The organism is Providencia sp. PROV024, from assembly GCF_032709665.1.
Lineage (GTDB): Bacteria > Pseudomonadota > Gammaproteobacteria > Enterobacterales > Enterobacteriaceae > Providencia > Providencia huashanensis.
Map to the genome: position 1 here is coordinate 4,137,087 of NZ_CP120545.1, position 18,529 is coordinate 4,155,615.

Sequence of the window (18,529 nt, forward strand, 5' to 3'; positions counted from 1 at the left end):
TCGCCATACTTCGTAGTTGTATCGCGATAAACAGCATACAACTTGGTTTATTTCGCGTATAGATGGTCAGTTTAACATAAAGAGTTCATTCTCTATGAGGTAGATCATGCGAAACGCTAATTCTAGCGGGAGCATCGGCCTTTGTCTTTAAGATTCAGGAGAACGCATGGAGTTTAGTGTAAAAAGTGGTAGCCCGGAAAAACAACGCAGTGCATGTATTGTTGTCGGAGTCTTTGAACCACGCCGTCTGTCCCCAATTGCTGAACAGCTGGACAAAATTAGTGACGGATATATCAGCGCCCTGCTGCGCCGCGGCGAACTTGAGGGTAAAGTAGGGCAATCCCTGCTACTCCATCATGTACCAAATGTTCTGTCTGAACGCATTCTGCTTATCGGTTGTGGTAAAGAGCGCGAATTAGATGAACGCCAATTTAAACAAATTATTCAGAAAACAATTAGTACTCTGAATGAAACAGGCTCAATGGAAGCCGTATGTTTCTTAACTGAATTACATGTAAAAGGCCGCAATAACTACTGGAAAGTACGTCAAGCAGTCGAAACAGCAAAAGAATCGCTGTATGTGTTTGACCAACTAAAAAGTAATAAAACAGAGCACCGTCGCCCACTACGCAAACTGGTGTTTAATGTCCCAACACGCCGTGAATTGACCAGTGGTGAGCGCGCGATTTCCCATGGCTTAGCCATTGCTTCAGGGGTTAAAGCTGCGAAAGACTTAAGTAACATGCCACCAAACATTTGTAATGCCGGTTACTTAGCCTCTCAAGCTCGTCAACTAGCAGATATTTCAGATAGCAAACTAACCACTCGTGTGATTGGTGAAGAGCAAATGAAAGAGCTGGGAATGAATGCCTATCTAGCAGTGGGTCAAGGTTCACAAAATGAATCACTGATGTCCATTATGGAATATAAAGGCAACCCAGATGCGGACAGCAAGCCAATTGTTCTGCTCGGTAAAGGGTTAACCTTTGACTCAGGTGGTATTTCAATCAAACCAGGCGAAGGCATGGATGAAATGAAATACGACATGTGTGGTGCGGCAAGTGTGTATGGCGTGATGCGTTTTATCACTGAATTGCAACTTCCAATCAATGTGATTGGGGTACTAGCAGGTTGTGAAAACATGCCTGGTGGTCGCGCTTATCGTCCCGGCGATATTTTAACTACCATGTCAGGGCAAACCGTTGAAGTACTTAATACTGATGCGGAAGGTCGGTTAGTTCTGTGTGATGCACTCACCTATGTTGAACGCTTTGAACCTGAGCTGGTTATTGATATCGCTACCTTAACAGGGGCTTGTGTAATTGCGTTAGGTAGCCATTATACAGGGTTGATGTCAAACCATAATCCACTAGCTCATGAGCTGTTAAATGCCTCGGAACAAGCGGGTGACCGTGCATGGCGCTTACCACTAGCGGATGAGTATTTTGACCAAATCACCCCTAATTTTGCTGATTTAGCGAATACAGGTGGTCGTCCAGCAGGTGCAATTACCGCTGGCTGCTTCCTATCTCGCTTTGCCACTAAATATAACTGGGCACACCTTGATATTGCAGGTACCGCTTGGCGTTCAGGTGCCGCGAAAGGGGCTACTGGTCGTCCGGTCGCGATGCTAGCGCAGTTTTTACTAAACCGCGCGGGTTTAAATGGTGATGAGTAATCCCATTTAAATGATTTAGCTGTATCTCGTCCATAAAAATATCCCGATGAGCAATAGTGATTCGGGATATTGTTTTTTGGTTTTCAAGGCACTGAGAAAGCCATTTTGAGGCAGCTATAAAAAAGGATATAATTAAGCATAGATATATACTGCGCTTGGTTACCAAAATACACCCCTGCAAATTGAAGGGTAGCGATTTAAACTATACCCTAGATAATTCAGTTTGTAGGTAGGCGGCAAGCGACTGAGACCTTAGGAGCATACCTAAGTAGGTGACTAAGGCGAAAGAGCGTAGCCAACACCCCTACAAACTGAAGTATGACGGGTATAATGGGTATATGAAAAAAGGTACATTTTACCAACTAACACAAGCCTCACCGCTTCCTGATCTTGAAGCCCATGAATGGCTAGCTTGCGAGCTTGCTGCTCAATTGTGGCGTAATGGGAAGCGAGTTCTGATTGCTTGCGAAACGCAGCAACAGGCAGAAAAAATAGATGAAACCTTGTGGCAGCGTGACCCACATCAGTTTGTTCCCCATAATTTAGCGGGTGAAGGCCCTCGTTATGGTGCGCCTATTGAAATTTGTTGGCCTGCCAAACGGGGAAATACGCCACGTGATATACTGATTAATTTACAAAATCAGTTCGCAGATTTTGCCACGGCTTTCCATGAAGTGATAGACTTCGTACCTATTGATGAAACTTTAAAACAGTTGGCGCGTGAGCGGTACAAAATATACCGTAGCGTCGGCTTCAATTTGACTATGGCGGCGCCGCCAACTTACTGAATACAAAAGATAATGGAAAAGAAACCAGATAGCCCAATGAATGAGCCTTCGCTCGATAAAACCTATAACCCCGCAGAAATTGAGCAATCACTGTATGCTCACTGGGAGAAAAGCGGTTATTTCAAACCTAATGGGGATACCACCCAAGATAGCTTCTGTGTCGTCATTCCACCACCGAACGTCACTGGTAGCCTGCATATGGGGCATGCCTTCCAACAAACCATCATGGATACCATGATCCGTTACCAACGTATGCAAGGTAAAAATACCTTATGGCAAACAGGTACTGACCACGCAGGTATCGCGACTCAAATGGTCGTTGAGCGTAAAATTGCGGCAGAAGAAGGCAAAAACCGTCACGATTACGGCCGTGATGCATTTATTGACAAAATTTGGGAATGGAAAGCAGAATCTGGCGGCACTATTTCTCAACAAATGCGTCGGCTAGGCGACTCTGTTGATTGGGAACGCGAACGCTTCACCATGGATGAAGGCTTATCTAAAGCTGTTAAAGAAGCTTTCGTTCGTCTCTACAAAGAAAACTTAATTTACCGTGGTAAGCGCCTTGTTAACTGGGACCCAAAACTGCACACCGCAATTTCTGATTTAGAAGTCGAAAACCGTGAAGTTAAAGGTTCTATGTGGCACCTGCGTTACCCATTAGCTGACGGGGCAAAAACCGCCGAAGGCAAAGACTATTTAGTCGTTGCTACTACACGTCCTGAAACCATGTTGGGAGATACTGGCGTTGCTGTTAACCCAGAAGATCCTCGCTATAAAGATTTGATTGGTAAAGAAATTATTCTACCAATTGTTAACCGCCGTATTCCTATTGTTGGTGACGAGCACGCCGATATGGAAAAAGGCACGGGCTGCGTGAAAATCACCCCAGCTCATGACTTTAATGACTACGAAGTCGGTAAGCGCCATCAGTTAACGATGATTAACATGATGGATTTAGATGGTAACGTACGCAGCGAAGCTGAAGTTTTCGATACTAACGGTAACCCATCAACCGCTTATAGCAGCGAAATGCCTGAAGCATACCGTGGCATGGAGCGCTTTGCAGCACGTAAAGCTATTGTGGCAGAGTTTGAGCAATTAGGCCTACTCGTTGAGGTGAAACCTCATGACCTCACCGTCCCTTATGGCGATCGTGGTGGTGTCGTTATTGAGCCAATGCTAACTGACCAATGGTATGTACGTACTGAGCCTTTAGCCCGTGATGCCATCAAAGCTGTCGAAGACGGTCGTATTCAGTTCGTTCCTCGCCAATACGAAAACATGTATTTCTCGTGGATGCGTGATATCCAAGATTGGTGTATTTCTCGCCAATTGTGGTGGGGTCACCGCATCCCCGCGTGGTATGACGAAAAAGGCAACGTCTACGTAGGTCGTGACGAAGACGAAGTTCGCCGTGAAAACAACTTAGGGGCAGATATCACACTACGTCAAGATGATGACGTTCTAGATACTTGGTTCTCTTCCGGCTTGTGGACATTCTCCACCCTCGGCTGGCCAGAAAATACAGATGCACTGAAAACTTTCCATCCAACCGATGTATTAGTCAGTGGGTTTGATATTATTTTCTTCTGGATCGCCCGAATGATCATGATGACCATGCATTTCATTAAAGATGAAAATGGCGAGCCACAAGTTCCATTTAAAACTGTTTACATGACAGGCCTGATCCGCGATGAAGAAGGCCAAAAAATGTCGAAATCCAAAGGGAACGTTATTGACCCACTGGATATGATTGACGGTATTTCTCTGGAAGATTTACTCGAAAAACGCACAGGCAACATGATGCAGCCACAATTGGCTGAAAAGATCGCTAAACGCACCCGTAAAGAGTATCCAGAAGGAATTGAAGCCCACGGAACCGATGCACTGCGCTTTACTTTAGCGGCATTAGCGTCAACAGGTCGTGATATCAACTGGGATATGAAACGCCTGTCTGGTTACCGTAACTTCTGTAATAAACTCTGGAATGCGAGCCGTTTCGTGTTGATGAACACGGAAGGTCAAGATTGCGGCCAAAACGGCGGAGAGATGAGCTTTTCACTCGCTGACCGCTGGATCATGGCACAATTTAATCAGACAGTGAAAGCTTACCGCGATGCGTTAGACACTCACCGTTACGATATCGCAGCGGGTATTCTGTATGATTTCACATGGAACGAGTTCTGTGACTGGTATTTAGAGCTGTCTAAACCTGCGGTTCATAAAGGTAACGAAGCACAAGTTCGTGCGGCTCGTTTCACTTTAATTGAGGTATTAGAAGGCCTACTGCGCCTTGCACATCCTATCATTCCGTTTATCACTGAAACCATCTGGCAACGCGTCAAAGTAGTGAAAGGTATCGACGCTGATACTATCATGCTACAAGCGTTCCCTGAGTTCGATGCGGCTAAAGTGGATCAACTCGCGCTGAGTGACCTTGAGTGGATCAAAGAAGCGATTATCGCCGTGCGTAATATTCGTGCTGAAATGAATATTTCTCCAGGTAAACCGCTCGATGTAATGCTGCGTGGTGCTTCTGCCGATGCGAAACGTCGTGTCGATGAAAACCAGAACTTTATCAAGTCAATGGCTCGCTTAGAAAGCATCTCAGTATTAACTGAAGGTGAAGAAGCGCCTATATCTGTCACCAAACTAGTTGGTGGTGCTGAGTTACTGATCCCAATGGCGGGTCTAGTAGACAAAGACGCCGAACTGGCTCGTTTAGATAAAGAGCTGGAAAAGGTGGTTAAAGAGATCGAAACCATTGAAAACAAACTAGCAAATGAAGGTTTTGTAAGCCGTGCACCTGCTGCGGTAGTGGAAAAAGAGCGTGAGCGTTTAACCGCTAATATTGAAGCGAAAGCGAAAATTGAAGCGCAAAAAGTGACAATTGCCTCTTTATAACGGTTCATTAATTTAGCCGACTTGAAAGCCCTTATTGGTTTACTAATAAGGGCTTTTTCTTGCTGAATAATTCGAGTATCATCAAACGACTGCGTTCGCAGTTCTCAGATTGAAGTTCCCTTCTGGTTCTCTCTACACTGAGTTGTACACAATAATAATCAAGAGTTTCACATGACAACACAAAACTATAACGTTCGACTTATTGAACAACAAGATAATGCAGGGATTGCCGCGGTGATCCGTGAAGTTTCTGCTGAACATGGTTTAACTGCAGATAAAGGCTTTGCCGTTGCAGACCCCATCTTAGATACCTTATTTGAGGTATACAACAAACCCCGTAGCGCTTATTGGGTGGTAGAAATGGATGGGGAAATTGTCGGTGGCGGCGGTGTTTCACAACTGGCAGGCGGCGATAACGAAACAGCGGAATTACAGAAAATGTATTTATCTTCCGTATTACGTGGCAAAGGCTTAGCCAAAAAAATTGTGCAGATGTCACTGGAGTTTGCGAAACAACAAGGTTATACCCGTTGCTATTTAGAAACCACCAAAGACTTACAAGCCGCAATTAAGCTATACGAAAAGTTAGGTTTTGAATTTATTGATGCCCCTTTAGGTAATACAGGCCATAGCGACTGTGAAATTCGTATGTTAAAAGCGTTGTAATTATAAAGCTTATAAGGGTAGTCAATATGCTATCCTTATTTATCTAATATTCTTTAGATAATAGATTTTTTATGATCCCACATTTATATCGAGAACCTATTTCATCACTATGTTCTTGTAAAATAATTAGTTCCTTCTCTAAGTTAATTAATTTTTCAATATTTTCTCTCACATTAATTAAATGCGTATTAATAACAGATTCAACTAATTGGCAATCATTACTATTATTATCCAATAAGTCTAATAGTTTTTTTATTTCGCGATGAGACATATTAAGACTACGGCAGTTTTTAATAAACCTTAGTCTCTCAATGTGATTTTCACTATAGCTTCGATAGTTATTATCATTTCTATTAGGAGGAATAATTAACCCCTCTTTTTCATAGAAACGTATAGTCTCCCTTGGAATGTTGAATAGTTTTGATAATTCACCTATTTTCATTATTGACCACCTAAAAACGGATACAGCCCATTGTAAACTTTCAATAATACTAATCCTTACCATCATTGTAATGTCAAGAAAAAAACATATTTTTTCATTTGTCCACTATATTATTAAAATATATAATTAAATTTATTAGTATCGTATTTTTTTGGTTCTTTTGGTATATAGAATTAGCCAGATGACTAGCTAATTCTATTCCTTCTTCTAAAACCTATTCACTAAACTATGCATGATATCTTAGCATTGTTTCTCTCCTATATTTAGCAGGGGTCACTTTCAATTCTCGCTTAAATGCTCGTGTTAGCCCTTGCTGACCATCAAATCCATACCTGAAAGCGATATCAATGATTTTATCATTGGTTTCTTTCAAATCTGTTGATACCCTTAACAAGCGGCTGATTAAAAGATATTGTCCTAAACTCACACCAACCGTATTTTTAAAAATACGTTGGAAATACCACTTTGAATATCCTGCTCTATCAGAGATTTCCGCTATCTGTAGTGGTTTATCTACATTCATATCGATCCACAAAAGAATATCTTGTATTACATTTTCTCTAATGGTTTGATGACTCATCGCTCATCTCCTTAATAAAACCGAATGGCTTTACTGATAAAATGTGACATGTCCTCGAAGTTGATTTTCACCGCTTGCGCCAACAATTTTATAGCGGCTCGCTCCTAACTTTTTAGCTTCTTGCTGAGCCTGCATTTCAATTGATGACAAACTAGCATCACCAACAAAAGTCTTTGTTACTAATATTTTTCTGTGAGGTTCTGTTGAGGAATTATTTTCAATTATTTTATTTGATACCGGCTGAAAGTTAACCTTATTACCGGAAGCCAAACCCTGGTAACTAAATAAACTTAACGCTAATAAAACTATCATCTTCTTCATCATTAACCCTTATTTAAGTATGTATTTAAATTAATGATTATTATTAAAAACCTTAAAGTAGATACAAGGTCAATAGCTTATTTCTATTTTTTCACAGTATATTTTAGTCAATTAATCATAATTGAATTAATTAAAGGTTCCTTTTCGATTTTTAATATCCTATTAAAGCCTTATTAAATTAAAACGGTTGACCTTACAACTACTGTAACCTTTACCCTGCCCAAATATTTCTTATTCAAGTTTTAAGCTAACAATGAGATCAATTAATTAGGTAAGGTTTATTATGAAAATAAAAATCGGGATATACGCTACATTTGTTGTAGCTATGGGCATAAGTGGTCTAGTTATTGCTCAAGACGCAAATAATGATAACAAATCAGAAACAGCAAGTTCCACCATACTTCCCAAAGTGCCTGTAGCAGAAGTTATTCAACAAGAAATTGTCCCTTCCTCTGAATTTACAGGCTATTTAGCGTCTCCCAAAATCGTGGATTTACGCCCTCGGGTTGGTGGACGCATTAATTCGATAGAAATTCCAGAGGGGAAACTGGTTGAAAAAGGGGATTTACTCTTTCATATAGATCCGCGACCCTTTCAAATAGCACTACTTGATGCAGAAGGAAAATTAAGCCAAGCAGAAGCTTTAGCCATACAAGCTCAGCGAAATTACCAGCGCCTCAAAGGATTAGTCAATAAAGGGGCGATTTCCCGTAAAGACTATGACGATGCCCTTTCTATACTTTCGGCTAATAATGCGCAAGTAAAATCCGCCAAAGCAGCCGTAGAGTCCGCTAAATTAAATTTATCTTATACCCAAATTCGTTCACCGATTGCGGGTCGAGTTGATAGAGCATTTATTACTGAAGGTAATTTAGTGACTGGTGGGGATACGAATGAGGCGACTCGCTTAACCACGATTGTTTCTATTGACCCAATATATGCTTACTTTGATATTGATGAAACTACCTTTCATAAACTAACAAGTTTACAGCCGTCAACAATAAAAAATAGCGCGACAGCTTTACCTCCAGTGACCATACGGTTACCAAATGAAAAACATACGCAATATACTGGCACCCTTAATTTTATTGGCAATCAAATCGAGAGAACGACTGGCACAGTAAAAGTCAGAGCGGTTATCGCCAATAAAGATGGCAAATTGATACCCGGTACGTTTATTCGTGCACAACTGCCTATAGGAGAAAAAACACCTTCAATTTTAATTGATGACCAAGCGATTGCTTCTAATCAAGGGCAGAACTACGTCCTCGTTCTAGATAAAAATAATAAGGCAGAATATCGCCCTGTGGAACTAGGCGCCATGATTGGCGGCCTCCGAGTCATTAATCACGGTTTAACTGCTGGTGAGAAAATTATTATTAAAGGCCTTATTAGACCGGGTATGGAAGTCATGCCTAATCCTATTCCTATGCATCCCTCATTAGCAGCAGAAGCAACTCAGTCAACCACGAACAACAAACATCTGACCGTCAATGAAGTCGAGGAGAAACAATAATGAAGTTTCCTCATTTCTTTATACAGCGCCCTATTTTCGCTATGGTTTTATCAATATTTATAGTGATAGCTGGGGTATTAAGCTTTTATAAGCTTCCCCTAAGCGAATATCCATCGGTAACACCGCCGACAGTTCAAGTTATTGCGAGTTATCCTGGTGCCACCCCAAAAGTGATTGCAGACACCGTTGCCTCCCCCATTGAGCAAGCAGTAAATGGCGTCGAGGGCATGCTCTATATGAGCTCACAGATGTCAACCGATGGAAAAATGGTGCTCACAATCTCGTTTAGACAAGATGTTGACCCCGATATCGCGCAGATACAAGTACAAAACTTAGTATCACGCGTTATTCCCCGTTTACCCCAAGAAGTTCAGCAAATTGGCGTTACCACAGAGAAAACTTCACCGGACGTACTAATGGTTGTCCATATGTACTCGCCTAATAATGTCTACGAACCTCTGTTTGTTTCTAACTATGCATTACTCAATGTCCGTGATGAAATCGCAAGACTACCTGGAGTGGCAAGCGCATTAGTATGGGGTGAAGGTGAATATGCGATGCGAGCATGGATTGACCCAACAAAAATAGCCTCATTAGGGCTAACCGCAAATGATGTCGTTGCCGCTATTCGAGAACAAAATGTCCAAGTTGCTACAGGCTCTATTGGGCAACAACCGAATGCAACATCATCATTTCAAGTTAGTATAAACGCCCTTGGACGACTCACAACTGAAGAACAATTTGGCAATATTATTATTCACTCAGGAGAAGATGGACAAGCCACCTATTTAAAAGATGTCGCTAGGCTAGAGCTAGGTGCCGATAATTATTCACTTCGTAGTTTGCTGAATGGGCAAAATGCAGTCGGGCTACAAATTGTGATGAGCCCAGGGGCAAATGCATTAGAGGTTGCCGAATCAGTCAGAGAAACTATGGCGCGTTTACAAGCTAACTTTATCGAAGGAATCGATTATAAAATCGCCTATGACCCAACCATATTTGTCAGTGCTTCTTTAAAATCTGTCGCCATCACACTGCTTGAAGCCACCATATTAGTTGTCCTGGTTGTTGTTTTGTTTTTACAAAGTTGGCGTGCTTCTATTATTCCATTAGTCGCTGTACCAGTATCCTTAATCGGCACATTTGCCTTTATGTACCTGTTTGGTTTTTCTCTAAATACGTTATCTTTATTTGGTTTAGTTATCTCAATAGGAATAGTTGTCGATGATGCTATTGTCGTCGTCGAAAACGTTGAAAGGCATATTTCAGAGGGCTTAGCCCCAAAAGAAGCCGCATTTAAGGCAATGAAGGAGGTTACAGGCCCAATCCTTGCGATTACCTCAGTTCTAGCCGCCGTTTTTATTCCCACCGCATTTTTGTCTGGCCTACAAGGAGAATTTTATCGTCAGTTTTCATTAACCATTGTTATTTCGACAATTATTTCAGCAATTAACTCGCTAACGTTATCCCCTGCCCTTAGCGCGATTTTGCTCAAATCCCATGATAAAAATACAAAGTTAGATTGGCTTACTCGTATTATCAATGCAATATTTGGTCGTTTCTTTACAAAATTTAATATTTTTTTCAATACATTATCTAACAAATACGTTCTAATCGTACGCCGTTGTATTCGAGGAAGCTTAATTGTTCTAGTGCTATATCTGGGGTTTGTTGGGCTAACCGCATTAGGCTTCAAAGTAGTGCCTAATGGTTTTGTTCCCGCACAAGATAAATACTATTTGATTGGCGTTGCTCAATTACCATCCGGTTCATCTCTCGATAGAACAGAAGCCGTTGTCAAAGAAATGTCACGCCTTGCATTGATGGAACCAGGAGTTGAAAATGTAGTGGCTTTCCCTGGCCTCTCAGTGAATGGGCCTGTTAATTTGCCTAACTCTGCCCTCATGTTTGCCATGCTCAAGCCTTTTGATGAGCGAACTGACCCCTCCTTGTCTGCAAATGCGATTGCAGAGCGCTTAATGGGCAAATTCAGCCAGATACCTGACGGATTTGTTGGTATATTTCCTCCACCTCCTGTGCCTGGACTTGGTTCAATGGGGGGTTTTAAAGTACAAATCGAAGATAGGGCTGACCTAGGTTTTGATGCATTAGCACAAGTGCAAGAACAAATCCTTATGAAAGCGATGCAATCACCCGAGTTAACAGGAATGATGGCTAGTTTTCAGACTAATTCCCCACAAATAGATGTAGATATTGACCGTGAGAAAACCAAGTCTCAAGGAATAACACTGACCGATATCTTCGATGCTTTACAAATCAATTTAGGTTCTCTCTACGTCAATGACTTCAATCGCTTCGGTCGTACCTATCGTGTTGTTGTTCAAGCTGATACTCCATTTAGAATGGACCCAAAAGATATTGAACTGATCAAAGTGCGTAATAAACATGGCGAAATGATCCCTTTAAGTGCATTAGTGACTATTACTCGTACAAATGGCCCAGACCGCGTGATCCATTATAACGGCTATCCTTCCGTTGATATTACTGGCAATGCAGCTCCAGGCTATACCTCTGGTCAAGCAACTAACGCAATGGAGAAAATCTTACGTGATACCTTACCTGAAGGAATGGATTTTGAATGGACAGATTTAACTTACCAAGAACAATTAGCGGGTAATTCTGCTCTCTATATTTTCCCATTAGCAGTACTATTTGCCTTCTTAATATTAGCTGCCCAATATAACAGTTGGTCGTTACCATTCTCAGTATTACTAATAGCCCCAATGGCACTACTGTCAGCAATTACGGGAGTCTGGTTGCTCGGCGGGGATAATAATATTTTCACACAAATTGCCTTTATTGTACTGGTCGGTCTTGCGGCGAAGAATGCTATCTTGATTGTTGAATTCGCAATAGTGCAAGAGAAGCAAGAAAAAGATCCACTAACCGCTGTATTGGAGGCTTCGCACCTAAGATTGCGCCCTATTTTGATGACATCTTTCGCCTTTATTGCTGGAGTTATTCCACTGGTACTAGCCACTGGAGCAGGCTCTGAAATGAGACAAGCAGTGGGGATCGCGGTATTTTTCGGCATGTTAGGCGTCACCTTCTTCGGCTTATTGCTAACCCCTGTATTTTATATGACGATACGGAGATTAACGTCCAAGAAATCAACATAACGTATATTTTATCCGATAAGGAAGCTCACTAAGCACAAGTAGTTTGGTGAGCTTTTTATTTAATCACCAAATAAAATTCATTATAAAACAAAAAAATAAAGGAAATTATCATTAATATAAATAAAAATTAAAAAATAGCACTTGACCTTACCCTTAAGGTAAACGTTAGTCTTTACTCAATAAAGACATTCAAGAGGGTAGGTCCATGACAACAAATATCTCTAATACCTCAGTCAATAGACTGAGCTTGCCAGTAGAAGGCATGACCTGTGCATCCTGCGTTGGTCGTGTTGAAAAGGCATTAAAAGCGGTTACAAATATTGATACGGCTGTGGTGAATTTAGCAACAGAACGTGCTGATATCACCTTTAAAGGTTATGTTGATCCAGACGTAGCAATCCGCGCGATAGAAAGCTCAGGTTATAAAGTGCGGGAAGAAACAACCGAACTGGCGATCGAAGAGATGACCTGCGCATCGTGTGTCGGTCGCGTTGAAAAAGCATTATTACAAATACCGGGTGTAATTGAAGCGAATGTTAACTTAGCAACAGAACGCGCCCGTATTCGCCATTTATCTGAAGTGGTCACTATCGCCACTTTGGAAGAAGCCATTGTTCAAGCTGGCTATAAACCTCGCCGTTTATCAGATACAACGACCAATGCAAATGACCAAGCCAATGAGCGCCGTGAAAATGAAGAGCGCTCTCTACGTCGTGCGTTGTTCACTGCGGCTATATTTACCTTACCAGTATTTATTATTGAAATGGGTTCACACTTTATTCCAGGTATTCACCACTGGGTATCAGAAAACCTTGGGCAGCAACTCAATTGGTATATCCAATTTATATTAGCAACCCTTGTTTTGTTTGGTCCTGGTTTGCGCTTTTTCCAAAAAGGGGTTCCAGCACTATTACGCGCTGCGCCTGATATGAACTCACTTGTTGCTGTAGGTACTGCCGCGGCTTATGGGTATTCAGTAGTAGCAACGTTTATCCCCCAAGTTCTCCCAGCTGGCACCGCAAATGTGTATTTTGAAGCAGCTGTCGTTATCGTAACGTTAATTCTACTTGGTCGCACATTAGAAGCGCGAGCGAAAGGAAAAACCTCCCAAGCGATTAAACGCCTTGTAGGGTTACAAGCTAAAACGGCTCGTGTAGAACGCGATGGAAAAATGATTGAGATCCCTCTGGATCAAGTTATAACGGATGATATTGTTTTCGTTCGCCCTGGTGAAAAAATCCCTGTAGATGGTGAAGTCATCGAAGGCGCTTCCTATGTTGATGAAAGCATGATCACAGGAGAACCTGTTCCTGTATCTAAAGAAGTAGGTTCTGAAGTTGTTGGCGGCACAATAAATAAAACAGGCGCGTTTAGTTTTCGCGTCACTAAAATTGGTTCAAACACTGTATTAGCCCAAATAATTCGTTTAGTTGAAGAGGCACAAGGGTCAAAATTACCTATTCAAGCGTTAGTTGATAAAGTCACGATGTGGTTTGTACCTGCCGTTATGACAGGTGCCGTGATCACATTCTTTATTTGGCTAATATTTGGCCCAGACCCAGCCCTGACCTTCGCATTAATTAATGCTGTTGCTGTACTCATTATCGCATGTCCATGTGCAATGGGCCTCGCAACACCGACATCTATCATGGTTGGAACAGGAAGAGCGGCTGAATTAGGTGTTCTATTCCGCAAAGGCGAAGCATTGCAAGCTCTACGCGATGTCACTGTAGTTGCTCTTGATAAGACGGGGACATTAACAAAAGGACGTCCAGAGCTCACTGACCTAGTCCCTGCAGATGGCTTTGAATATGATGAAGTTTTATCCTTGGTCGCTGCAATTGAAACCCGTTCTGAACATCCGATTGCGGAAGCAATTGTCAACGCAGCAAACGAAAAAGGTCTGACATTTGCGGCAATTGAAGAATTTGAAGCTGTCCCAGGATTTGGTATTTCAGCCAGAGTAGATGGTCGAGCAGTCTCTGTTGGCGCCGATCGCTTTATGAAACAACTCGGATTAGATGTCAGTCACTTCCAGCAATCTGCGCTACGACTAGGAGAGCAAGGAAAAAGCCCATTGTACGCAGCTATTGATGGTCGCTTAGCTGCAATTATCGCCGTAGCTGATCCCATTAAAGAAACAACACCAGAGGCTATTAACGCGTTACACGCTTTAGGTTTAAAAGTTGCCATGATCACTGGTGATAATGCAGCGACTGCCGCAGCTATCGCTAAACAGCTTGGGATTGATGAAGTTGCCGCAGAAGTATTGCCAGATGGTAAAGTTTCAGCCCTAAAACAGTTCCGTAACAATGGTAATAAAGTCGCATTTGTTGGTGATGGTATCAACGATGCCCCAGCATTAGCCGAAGCAGATGTTGGATTAGCAATTGGTACAGGAACAGATGTCGCTATTGAAGCCGCAGATGTCGTATTGATGTCAGGAGATCTACGCGGTGTTGTTGATGCCATTGCATTAAGCCAAGCAACTATTCGTAACATAAAACAGAATCTGTTCTGGGCATTCGCTTACAATGCGCTATTGATCCCAGTAGCCGCAGGCTTGCTATACCCAATTAACGGAACTTTGCTTTCACCTATTTTAGCAGCCGCCGCAATGGCACTTTCTAGCGTATTCGTATTAGGTAATGCCTTACGTCTAAAACGCTTCCAAGCCCCTATGAAAGATAGTATGGCTCAAACTCAATAAAGGACTTAATCGCCAGACTTTATAAAGTCTGGCTTTACTCGTAGAAAGGAGTTAGCTATGACACTTTCATCAAAAGAACAAATATTGATTTACACCACGCCAACTTGCCCTGACTGTCAACAACTTAAGGATTGGTTAGCTAAAGAACAGCTCTCTTTTGAAGAACGAGACCTTACCGACCCCAAAATTATGGCTGAAGCTAAAGCTCGAACAGGTGTACGTGTTGCTCCCATTATCATCATTGGGGAACATATTTTTTACGGTACTTTTTCATCGCAAAAACCAAACATATTAGCAGCACTCAAACTACCTAAAGAAAATAGCTAGGTATTTTATTTCTAAAATACCTATTCTATTGAGGAGATAAGATTATGAATATCGGTCAAGCCGCTAAACTTTCTGGCATCTCAGCAAAAATGATCCGCTATTATGAGCAGACTGGGTTAATCCCCAAAGCAAAACGGACTAATGCAGGGTATCGCTATTATAGTCAAACAGATATTGATAGCCTAAACCTCATTCGTCGCGCCCGAGCCCTAGGTTTCCCGACTGAACAGATTTCAGTTCTACTATGCTTATGGCGCAATAGAGAACGTGCTAGTGCTGATGTTAAAAATATGGCACTTACTCATCTTCATGAATTAAAAAGAAAAATTAATGATCTACAAGGTATCGCAAATACTCTCGAAGTACTGACAAAACATTGCCACGGTAATAGTGATCCTGACTGCCCTATCATTGAAAACTTAGTGAATCCAGCCGAATACCTTGAAACTCCAGTCACTAAAAAAGGACAACTCGCAAATTATTCAGTAAAAAACTGATTGACCTTCCAATAGGGTAAAGCTGTATATTTATCAAAATGTTAATAATAGGAGTTAGAAAATGATTAACCTTACAATACCTAAAATGGCTTGTGGTGGCTGCGCTAAATCAATTACCAAAACTGTGTTAGATATTGATGCTAATGCACAGGTAGAAACGGACCCAACGACAAAAAAAGTGCTAATTACCAGCCATATAGATGAAAGTATTTTCCGTACAGCGCTCAGCACCGCGGGATACCCGGCAGATCCTAAATAATTTAGTAGGGAGTAATAGCTAATATATTTCAGACTGCAGACAAACATATTATGTTTGGCGAAAAATCGAATAGGTTATTGAATATTAGTCAATCTTCAAGGGCATGAATAACAAACGCCTTGTTGAAATAACCTTTTGTACATCCAGTTCAACTATTTTATTTTAAAATGCCTGCTTTTGGTCATTTTTCAAAGGCAGGCTCATTATCACAGTCTTAGATGTTAGAATTAATGAACGCGATCTTCGGGCTCGATATCATCACCGTCTTCGTCATCATATTCTGCGTCTGGGTCTTCAAAATAAGTGCCCCAACCATCATAGTTGACACCCATTTTTTCCGCCAGCTTCATTAGCTGTTCAACTTGTGCGTCAATAAGTTCTGCGTTTAATGCGCTTTCGCTGATCACATCGCAACACATCAACGTTTCACCTGTTTCAATTTCTAACTCTTCCGCATCCGTCACTTCATAACCTAGCTTGAATGCTTCAACTGCTGCTTTTTCTAATAACGCAAAGTTGTCCGCAGAGAAATGATGCTCAATTGCATACAATGCATCAGGATCGCTACCATCTTCTAACAGTTCCTCGATAATTAACCGAGTTTCTTCATACTGCGCATCGAGTTCAGCTTTATCTACCATATCCACACCCCTTGTTCCATTATCGCTAGTCTCGCCCCATTCTCCCATAGGGTTGACAGTGAAACCATACATTTAAAAATAATTTCTTTTTCACTTGGGGTTGATTTTGAATTTTTATGGATATAAATTGAATATTAATTCAACATAAAAAGGCCGTAATTTATGAACCTCTTATATAGCAAGCATTTTTTAAGGCTACTTGATTTTACATCTAGCGAAATTCATTCACTGTTAAAACTCTCAGCTTGGTTAAAATCAGAAAAAAAAGCCGGTACAGAACACCCTCTCCTCGCAGGTAAAAACTTTGCCCTCATTTTTGAAAAAGACTCTACTCGCACACGTTGCGCATTCGAAGTTGGTGCGTTCGACCAAGGCGCTAGAGTGACCTATTTAGGGCCTTCGGGTAGCCAAATCGGTCATAAAGAAACCATGAAAGATACCGCACGGGTGCTAGGGCGGATGTACGACGGCATTCAATATCGGGGATTTGCTCAATCAACCGTAGAAGTATTAGCCGCGCACTCGGGAGTGCCTGTATGGAATGGATTAACCAACGAATTCCATCCCACACAGTTATTAGCCGATCTGCTGACCATTCAAGAACACCGACCAAATACGCCATTCTCAGAAATTAAATTTGCCTATTTAGGCGATGCACGCAATAACATGGGCAACTCGATGTTAGAAGCTGCGGCTCTCACAGGTTTAGATTTGCGTTTAGTCGCCCCGAAAAGCTGCTGGCCGGAAGAAGAGCTGGTCAATGCTTGCCAAGAGATAGCGAAAAAAACAGGTGCAAAAATTACGCTCACTGAAGATGTGGCTGAAGGCGTTAAAGGAGCTGACTTTATCTATACTGATGTTTGGGTCTCGATGGGAGAAGCCAAAGAGGCTTGGGCGCAGCGTATTAATTTATTAAAGCCGTACCAAGTGAATATGGATGTGATTAAGCTTACAGGCAACCCGAATGTGAAGTTCCTGCACTGCTTACCCGCTTTCCATAATGAAGATACCACGCTTGGGGCTCAGCTAGCGAAAGAGTTCAATATGTATGGTGGGCTAGAAGTCACGGAAGAAGTCTTTGAATCCCCTTATAGTATCGTCTTTGACCAAGCAGAAAACCGCTTACATACTATCAAAGCCGTAATGGTCGCAACATTAGCCCCTGAACTACCGGTAAATATCTTCTAAGATTGGCAATCACCATCGGCACGAATATCATGCCGATGGTGCCATAATCAAGCGTTAAGGGCGCTCACCTTTTGCTAAACGCTGGTTAATGGAATCGATAACTGAAGGTAAATCGTTTAAAGTATCAATAACATAATGAGCTCCTGCGGCAAAAAGTTTATCAGCCGCCTGCTGTTTCAGTTGGCTAACGGCCTCTTCTGGCATACTTTGGTACTCCTCCCATGTTTTGCCAAATTCATTACCTGAAACAGACAACCCAACACTCCACATTCCTGCATTGCGGCCTTCTTCAATACCGGGCACTGCGTCATCAACTTTTATACAGGAAAATACTGCTTCTACGCCTAGTTCAATCACATTTTGCAATGCCATCCAAGGCCCCGGACGCCCTCCCGCTGGGATATCATCACTTGCGACCCAGTAATCAGGGTGATAACCGAGTTTTTGTGCTGCAGGTACTAATTTCTCCATTACTGCGCGAGGGTAACCAGAACAAGAACCAATTTTAATATTTTGCTGGCGTAAAGTAGTGATTGTGTCGGAAACTCCAGCTATTGGTGCTGCAAAGTCGACAACTTTGGCAATCTGCAATGGCATAAATGCCGCATAGATTGTATCGATATCTTCACTGGTCATTGAGCGCCCAAATTTCACCTTCCATAAAGTGTCAATTTCAGGTAATTTCCCAAGTGCTTCAATATGTTGCCACTTACCTAACCCCATAGGAATACGGGCTTGTGCTAAGGTGATCTCAATATCAAACACACGCTTAAATGCTTCAATAAAAATTTGCGTGGGGGCAAAAGATCCAAAATCCACCGTAGTACCTGCCCAATCCAGAATAACAGCCTGAATGCGGTTCATAATTC

The 18,529-nt window shown here is 41.9% G+C and carries 16 protein-coding genes; 11 read left to right on the top strand and 5 right to left on the bottom strand.

Features of this window, described 5'->3' with window-relative positions:
- Window positions 1–166: 166 nt before the first annotated feature.
- The 4 genes from pepA to P3L56_RS19075 all read left to right on the top strand — a co-directional run bounded on the left by pepA (window position 167) and on the right by P3L56_RS19075 (window position 6,039).
- The gene (gene pepA / locus P3L56_RS19060) at window positions 167–1,678 is read left to right on the top strand and encodes a leucyl aminopeptidase (RefSeq protein ID WP_042845685.1); all 1,512 of its coding nucleotides are present in this window, start codon (window positions 167–169) and stop codon (window positions 1,676–1,678) included.
- Between the two features lie 338 nt (window positions 1,679–2,016).
- Window positions 2,017–2,466 (top strand): DNA polymerase III subunit chi, encoded by a 450-nt coding sequence (locus P3L56_RS19065; RefSeq protein ID WP_034782118.1) that lies wholly within the window; start codon window positions 2,017–2,019, stop codon window positions 2,464–2,466.
- A gap of 36 nt (window positions 2,467–2,502) precedes the next feature.
- Window positions 2,503–5,373 carry a valine--tRNA ligase gene (locus P3L56_RS19070; RefSeq protein WP_181469352.1) on the top strand — a complete coding sequence of 957 codons (2,871 nt, stop codon included), beginning with the start codon at window positions 2,503–2,505 and terminating at the stop codon, window positions 5,371–5,373.
- A 171-nt stretch (window positions 5,374–5,544) separates the two neighbouring features.
- Window positions 5,545–6,039, top strand: a complete 495-nt coding sequence (locus P3L56_RS19075) for a GNAT family N-acetyltransferase (RefSeq protein ID WP_042845687.1) — start codon at window positions 5,545–5,547, stop codon at window positions 6,037–6,039.
- A 43-nt stretch (window positions 6,040–6,082) separates the two neighbouring features.
- On the opposite strand, the gene P3L56_RS19080 is transcribed toward P3L56_RS19075, so the two are convergent.
- The 3 genes from P3L56_RS19080 to P3L56_RS19090 all read right to left on the bottom strand — a co-directional run bounded on the left by P3L56_RS19080 (window position 6,083) and on the right by P3L56_RS19090 (window position 7,382).
- Window positions 6,083–6,481, bottom strand: coding sequence for a MerR family transcriptional regulator (locus P3L56_RS19080; RefSeq protein ID WP_166686953.1), 399 nt, complete (start codon window positions 6,479–6,481; stop codon window positions 6,083–6,085).
- Window positions 6,482–6,707: 226 nt separating this feature from the next.
- The gene (locus P3L56_RS19085) at window positions 6,708–7,061 is read right to left on the bottom strand and encodes a helix-turn-helix domain-containing protein (RefSeq protein ID WP_042845689.1); all 354 of its coding nucleotides are present in this window, start codon (window positions 7,059–7,061) and stop codon (window positions 6,708–6,710) included.
- 30 nt (window positions 7,062–7,091) lie between these two features.
- Window positions 7,092–7,382 (bottom strand): DUF1471 domain-containing protein, encoded by a 291-nt coding sequence (locus P3L56_RS19090; protein ID WP_226619061.1) that lies wholly within the window; start codon window positions 7,380–7,382, stop codon window positions 7,092–7,094.
- 283 nt (window positions 7,383–7,665) lie between these two features.
- Between P3L56_RS19090 and P3L56_RS19095 the strand changes: the two genes are divergently transcribed.
- From P3L56_RS19095 to P3L56_RS19120, 6 genes are all read left to right on the top strand, one after another.
- Complete coding sequence (locus P3L56_RS19095; RefSeq protein WP_048605884.1) at window positions 7,666–8,898, top strand: efflux RND transporter periplasmic adaptor subunit; 1,233 nt, start codon at window positions 7,666–7,668, stop codon at window positions 8,896–8,898.
- Entirely contained in the window at window positions 8,898–12,038 is a 3,141-nt protein-coding gene (locus P3L56_RS19100; RefSeq protein WP_272686021.1) for an efflux RND transporter permease subunit, read from the top strand. Before P3L56_RS19095 ends, P3L56_RS19100 begins: the two co-directional genes overlap by 1 nt.
- Before the next feature lie 205 nt (window positions 12,039–12,243).
- Window positions 12,244–14,748 (top strand): heavy metal translocating P-type ATPase, encoded by a 2,505-nt coding sequence (locus P3L56_RS19105; RefSeq protein WP_272686020.1) that lies wholly within the window; start codon window positions 12,244–12,246, stop codon window positions 14,746–14,748.
- 57 nt (window positions 14,749–14,805) lie between these two features.
- Window positions 14,806–15,075 (top strand): glutaredoxin family protein, encoded by a 270-nt coding sequence (locus tag P3L56_RS19110; RefSeq protein ID WP_042845694.1) that lies wholly within the window; start codon window positions 14,806–14,808, stop codon window positions 15,073–15,075.
- A 44-nt stretch (window positions 15,076–15,119) separates the two neighbouring features.
- Window positions 15,120–15,572, top strand: coding sequence for a Cu(I)-responsive transcriptional regulator (cueR, locus tag P3L56_RS19115; protein WP_042845696.1), 453 nt, complete (start codon window positions 15,120–15,122; stop codon window positions 15,570–15,572).
- Window positions 15,573–15,633: 61 nt separating this feature from the next.
- On the top strand, window positions 15,634–15,831 hold the full coding sequence (locus P3L56_RS19120) for a heavy-metal-associated domain-containing protein (RefSeq protein ID WP_272686019.1): 198 nt from the start codon (window positions 15,634–15,636) through the stop codon (window positions 15,829–15,831).
- A gap of 227 nt (window positions 15,832–16,058) precedes the next feature.
- On the opposite strand, the gene rraB is transcribed toward P3L56_RS19120, so the two are convergent.
- Window positions 16,059–16,472 carry a ribonuclease E inhibitor RraB gene (rraB, locus tag P3L56_RS19125; RefSeq protein ID WP_042845698.1) on the bottom strand — a complete coding sequence of 138 codons (414 nt, stop codon included), beginning with the start codon at window positions 16,470–16,472 and terminating at the stop codon, window positions 16,059–16,061.
- Window positions 16,473–16,634: 162 nt separating this feature from the next.
- Between rraB and argF the strand changes: the two genes are divergently transcribed.
- The gene (gene argF, locus P3L56_RS19130) at window positions 16,635–17,660 is read left to right on the top strand and encodes an ornithine carbamoyltransferase (RefSeq protein ID WP_210831876.1); all 1,026 of its coding nucleotides are present in this window, start codon (window positions 16,635–16,637) and stop codon (window positions 17,658–17,660) included.
- A gap of 54 nt (window positions 17,661–17,714) precedes the next feature.
- Here argF and phnX read toward each other — a convergent pair whose 3' ends face one another.
- On the bottom strand, window positions 17,715–18,524 hold the full coding sequence (phnX, locus tag P3L56_RS19135; protein WP_042845701.1) for a phosphonoacetaldehyde hydrolase: 810 nt from the start codon (window positions 18,522–18,524) through the stop codon (window positions 17,715–17,717).
- Window positions 18,525–18,529 lie beyond the last annotated feature (5 nt).

Excerpts from the sequence above, each read along its gene's own strand:
- pepA (WP_042845685.1), top strand. The coding sequence starts at position 167 with ATGGAGTTTAGTGTAAAAAGTGGTAGCCCGGAAAAACAACGCAGTGCA.
- P3L56_RS19065 (WP_034782118.1), top strand. The coding sequence starts at position 2,017 with ATGAAAAAAGGTACATTTTACCAACTAACACAAGCCTCACCGCTTCCT.
- P3L56_RS19070 (WP_181469352.1), top strand. The coding sequence starts at position 2,503 with ATGAATGAGCCTTCGCTCGATAAAACCTATAACCCCGCAGAAATTGAG.
- P3L56_RS19075 (WP_042845687.1), top strand. The coding sequence starts at position 5,545 with ATGACAACACAAAACTATAACGTTCGACTTATTGAACAACAAGATAAT.
- P3L56_RS19080 (WP_166686953.1), bottom strand. The coding sequence starts at position 6,481 with ATGAAAATAGGTGAATTATCAAAACTATTCAACATTCCAAGGGAGACT.
- P3L56_RS19085 (WP_042845689.1), bottom strand. The coding sequence starts at position 7,061 with ATGAGTCATCAAACCATTAGAGAAAATGTAATACAAGATATTCTTTTG.
- P3L56_RS19090 (WP_226619061.1), bottom strand. The coding sequence starts at position 7,382 with ATGAAGAAGATGATAGTTTTATTAGCGTTAAGTTTATTTAGTTACCAG.
- P3L56_RS19095 (WP_048605884.1), top strand. The coding sequence starts at position 7,666 with ATGAAAATAAAAATCGGGATATACGCTACATTTGTTGTAGCTATGGGC.
- P3L56_RS19100 (WP_272686021.1), top strand. The coding sequence starts at position 8,898 with ATGAAGTTTCCTCATTTCTTTATACAGCGCCCTATTTTCGCTATGGTT.
- P3L56_RS19105 (WP_272686020.1), top strand. The coding sequence starts at position 12,244 with ATGACAACAAATATCTCTAATACCTCAGTCAATAGACTGAGCTTGCCA.
- P3L56_RS19110 (WP_042845694.1), top strand. The coding sequence starts at position 14,806 with ATGACACTTTCATCAAAAGAACAAATATTGATTTACACCACGCCAACT.
- cueR (WP_042845696.1), top strand. The coding sequence starts at position 15,120 with ATGAATATCGGTCAAGCCGCTAAACTTTCTGGCATCTCAGCAAAAATG.
- P3L56_RS19120 (WP_272686019.1), top strand. The coding sequence starts at position 15,634 with ATGATTAACCTTACAATACCTAAAATGGCTTGTGGTGGCTGCGCTAAA.
- rraB (WP_042845698.1), bottom strand. The coding sequence starts at position 16,472 with ATGGTAGATAAAGCTGAACTCGATGCGCAGTATGAAGAAACTCGGTTA.
- argF (WP_210831876.1), top strand. The coding sequence starts at position 16,635 with ATGAACCTCTTATATAGCAAGCATTTTTTAAGGCTACTTGATTTTACA.
- phnX (WP_042845701.1), bottom strand. The coding sequence starts at position 18,524 with ATGAACCGCATTCAGGCTGTTATTCTGGATTGGGCAGGTACTACGGTG.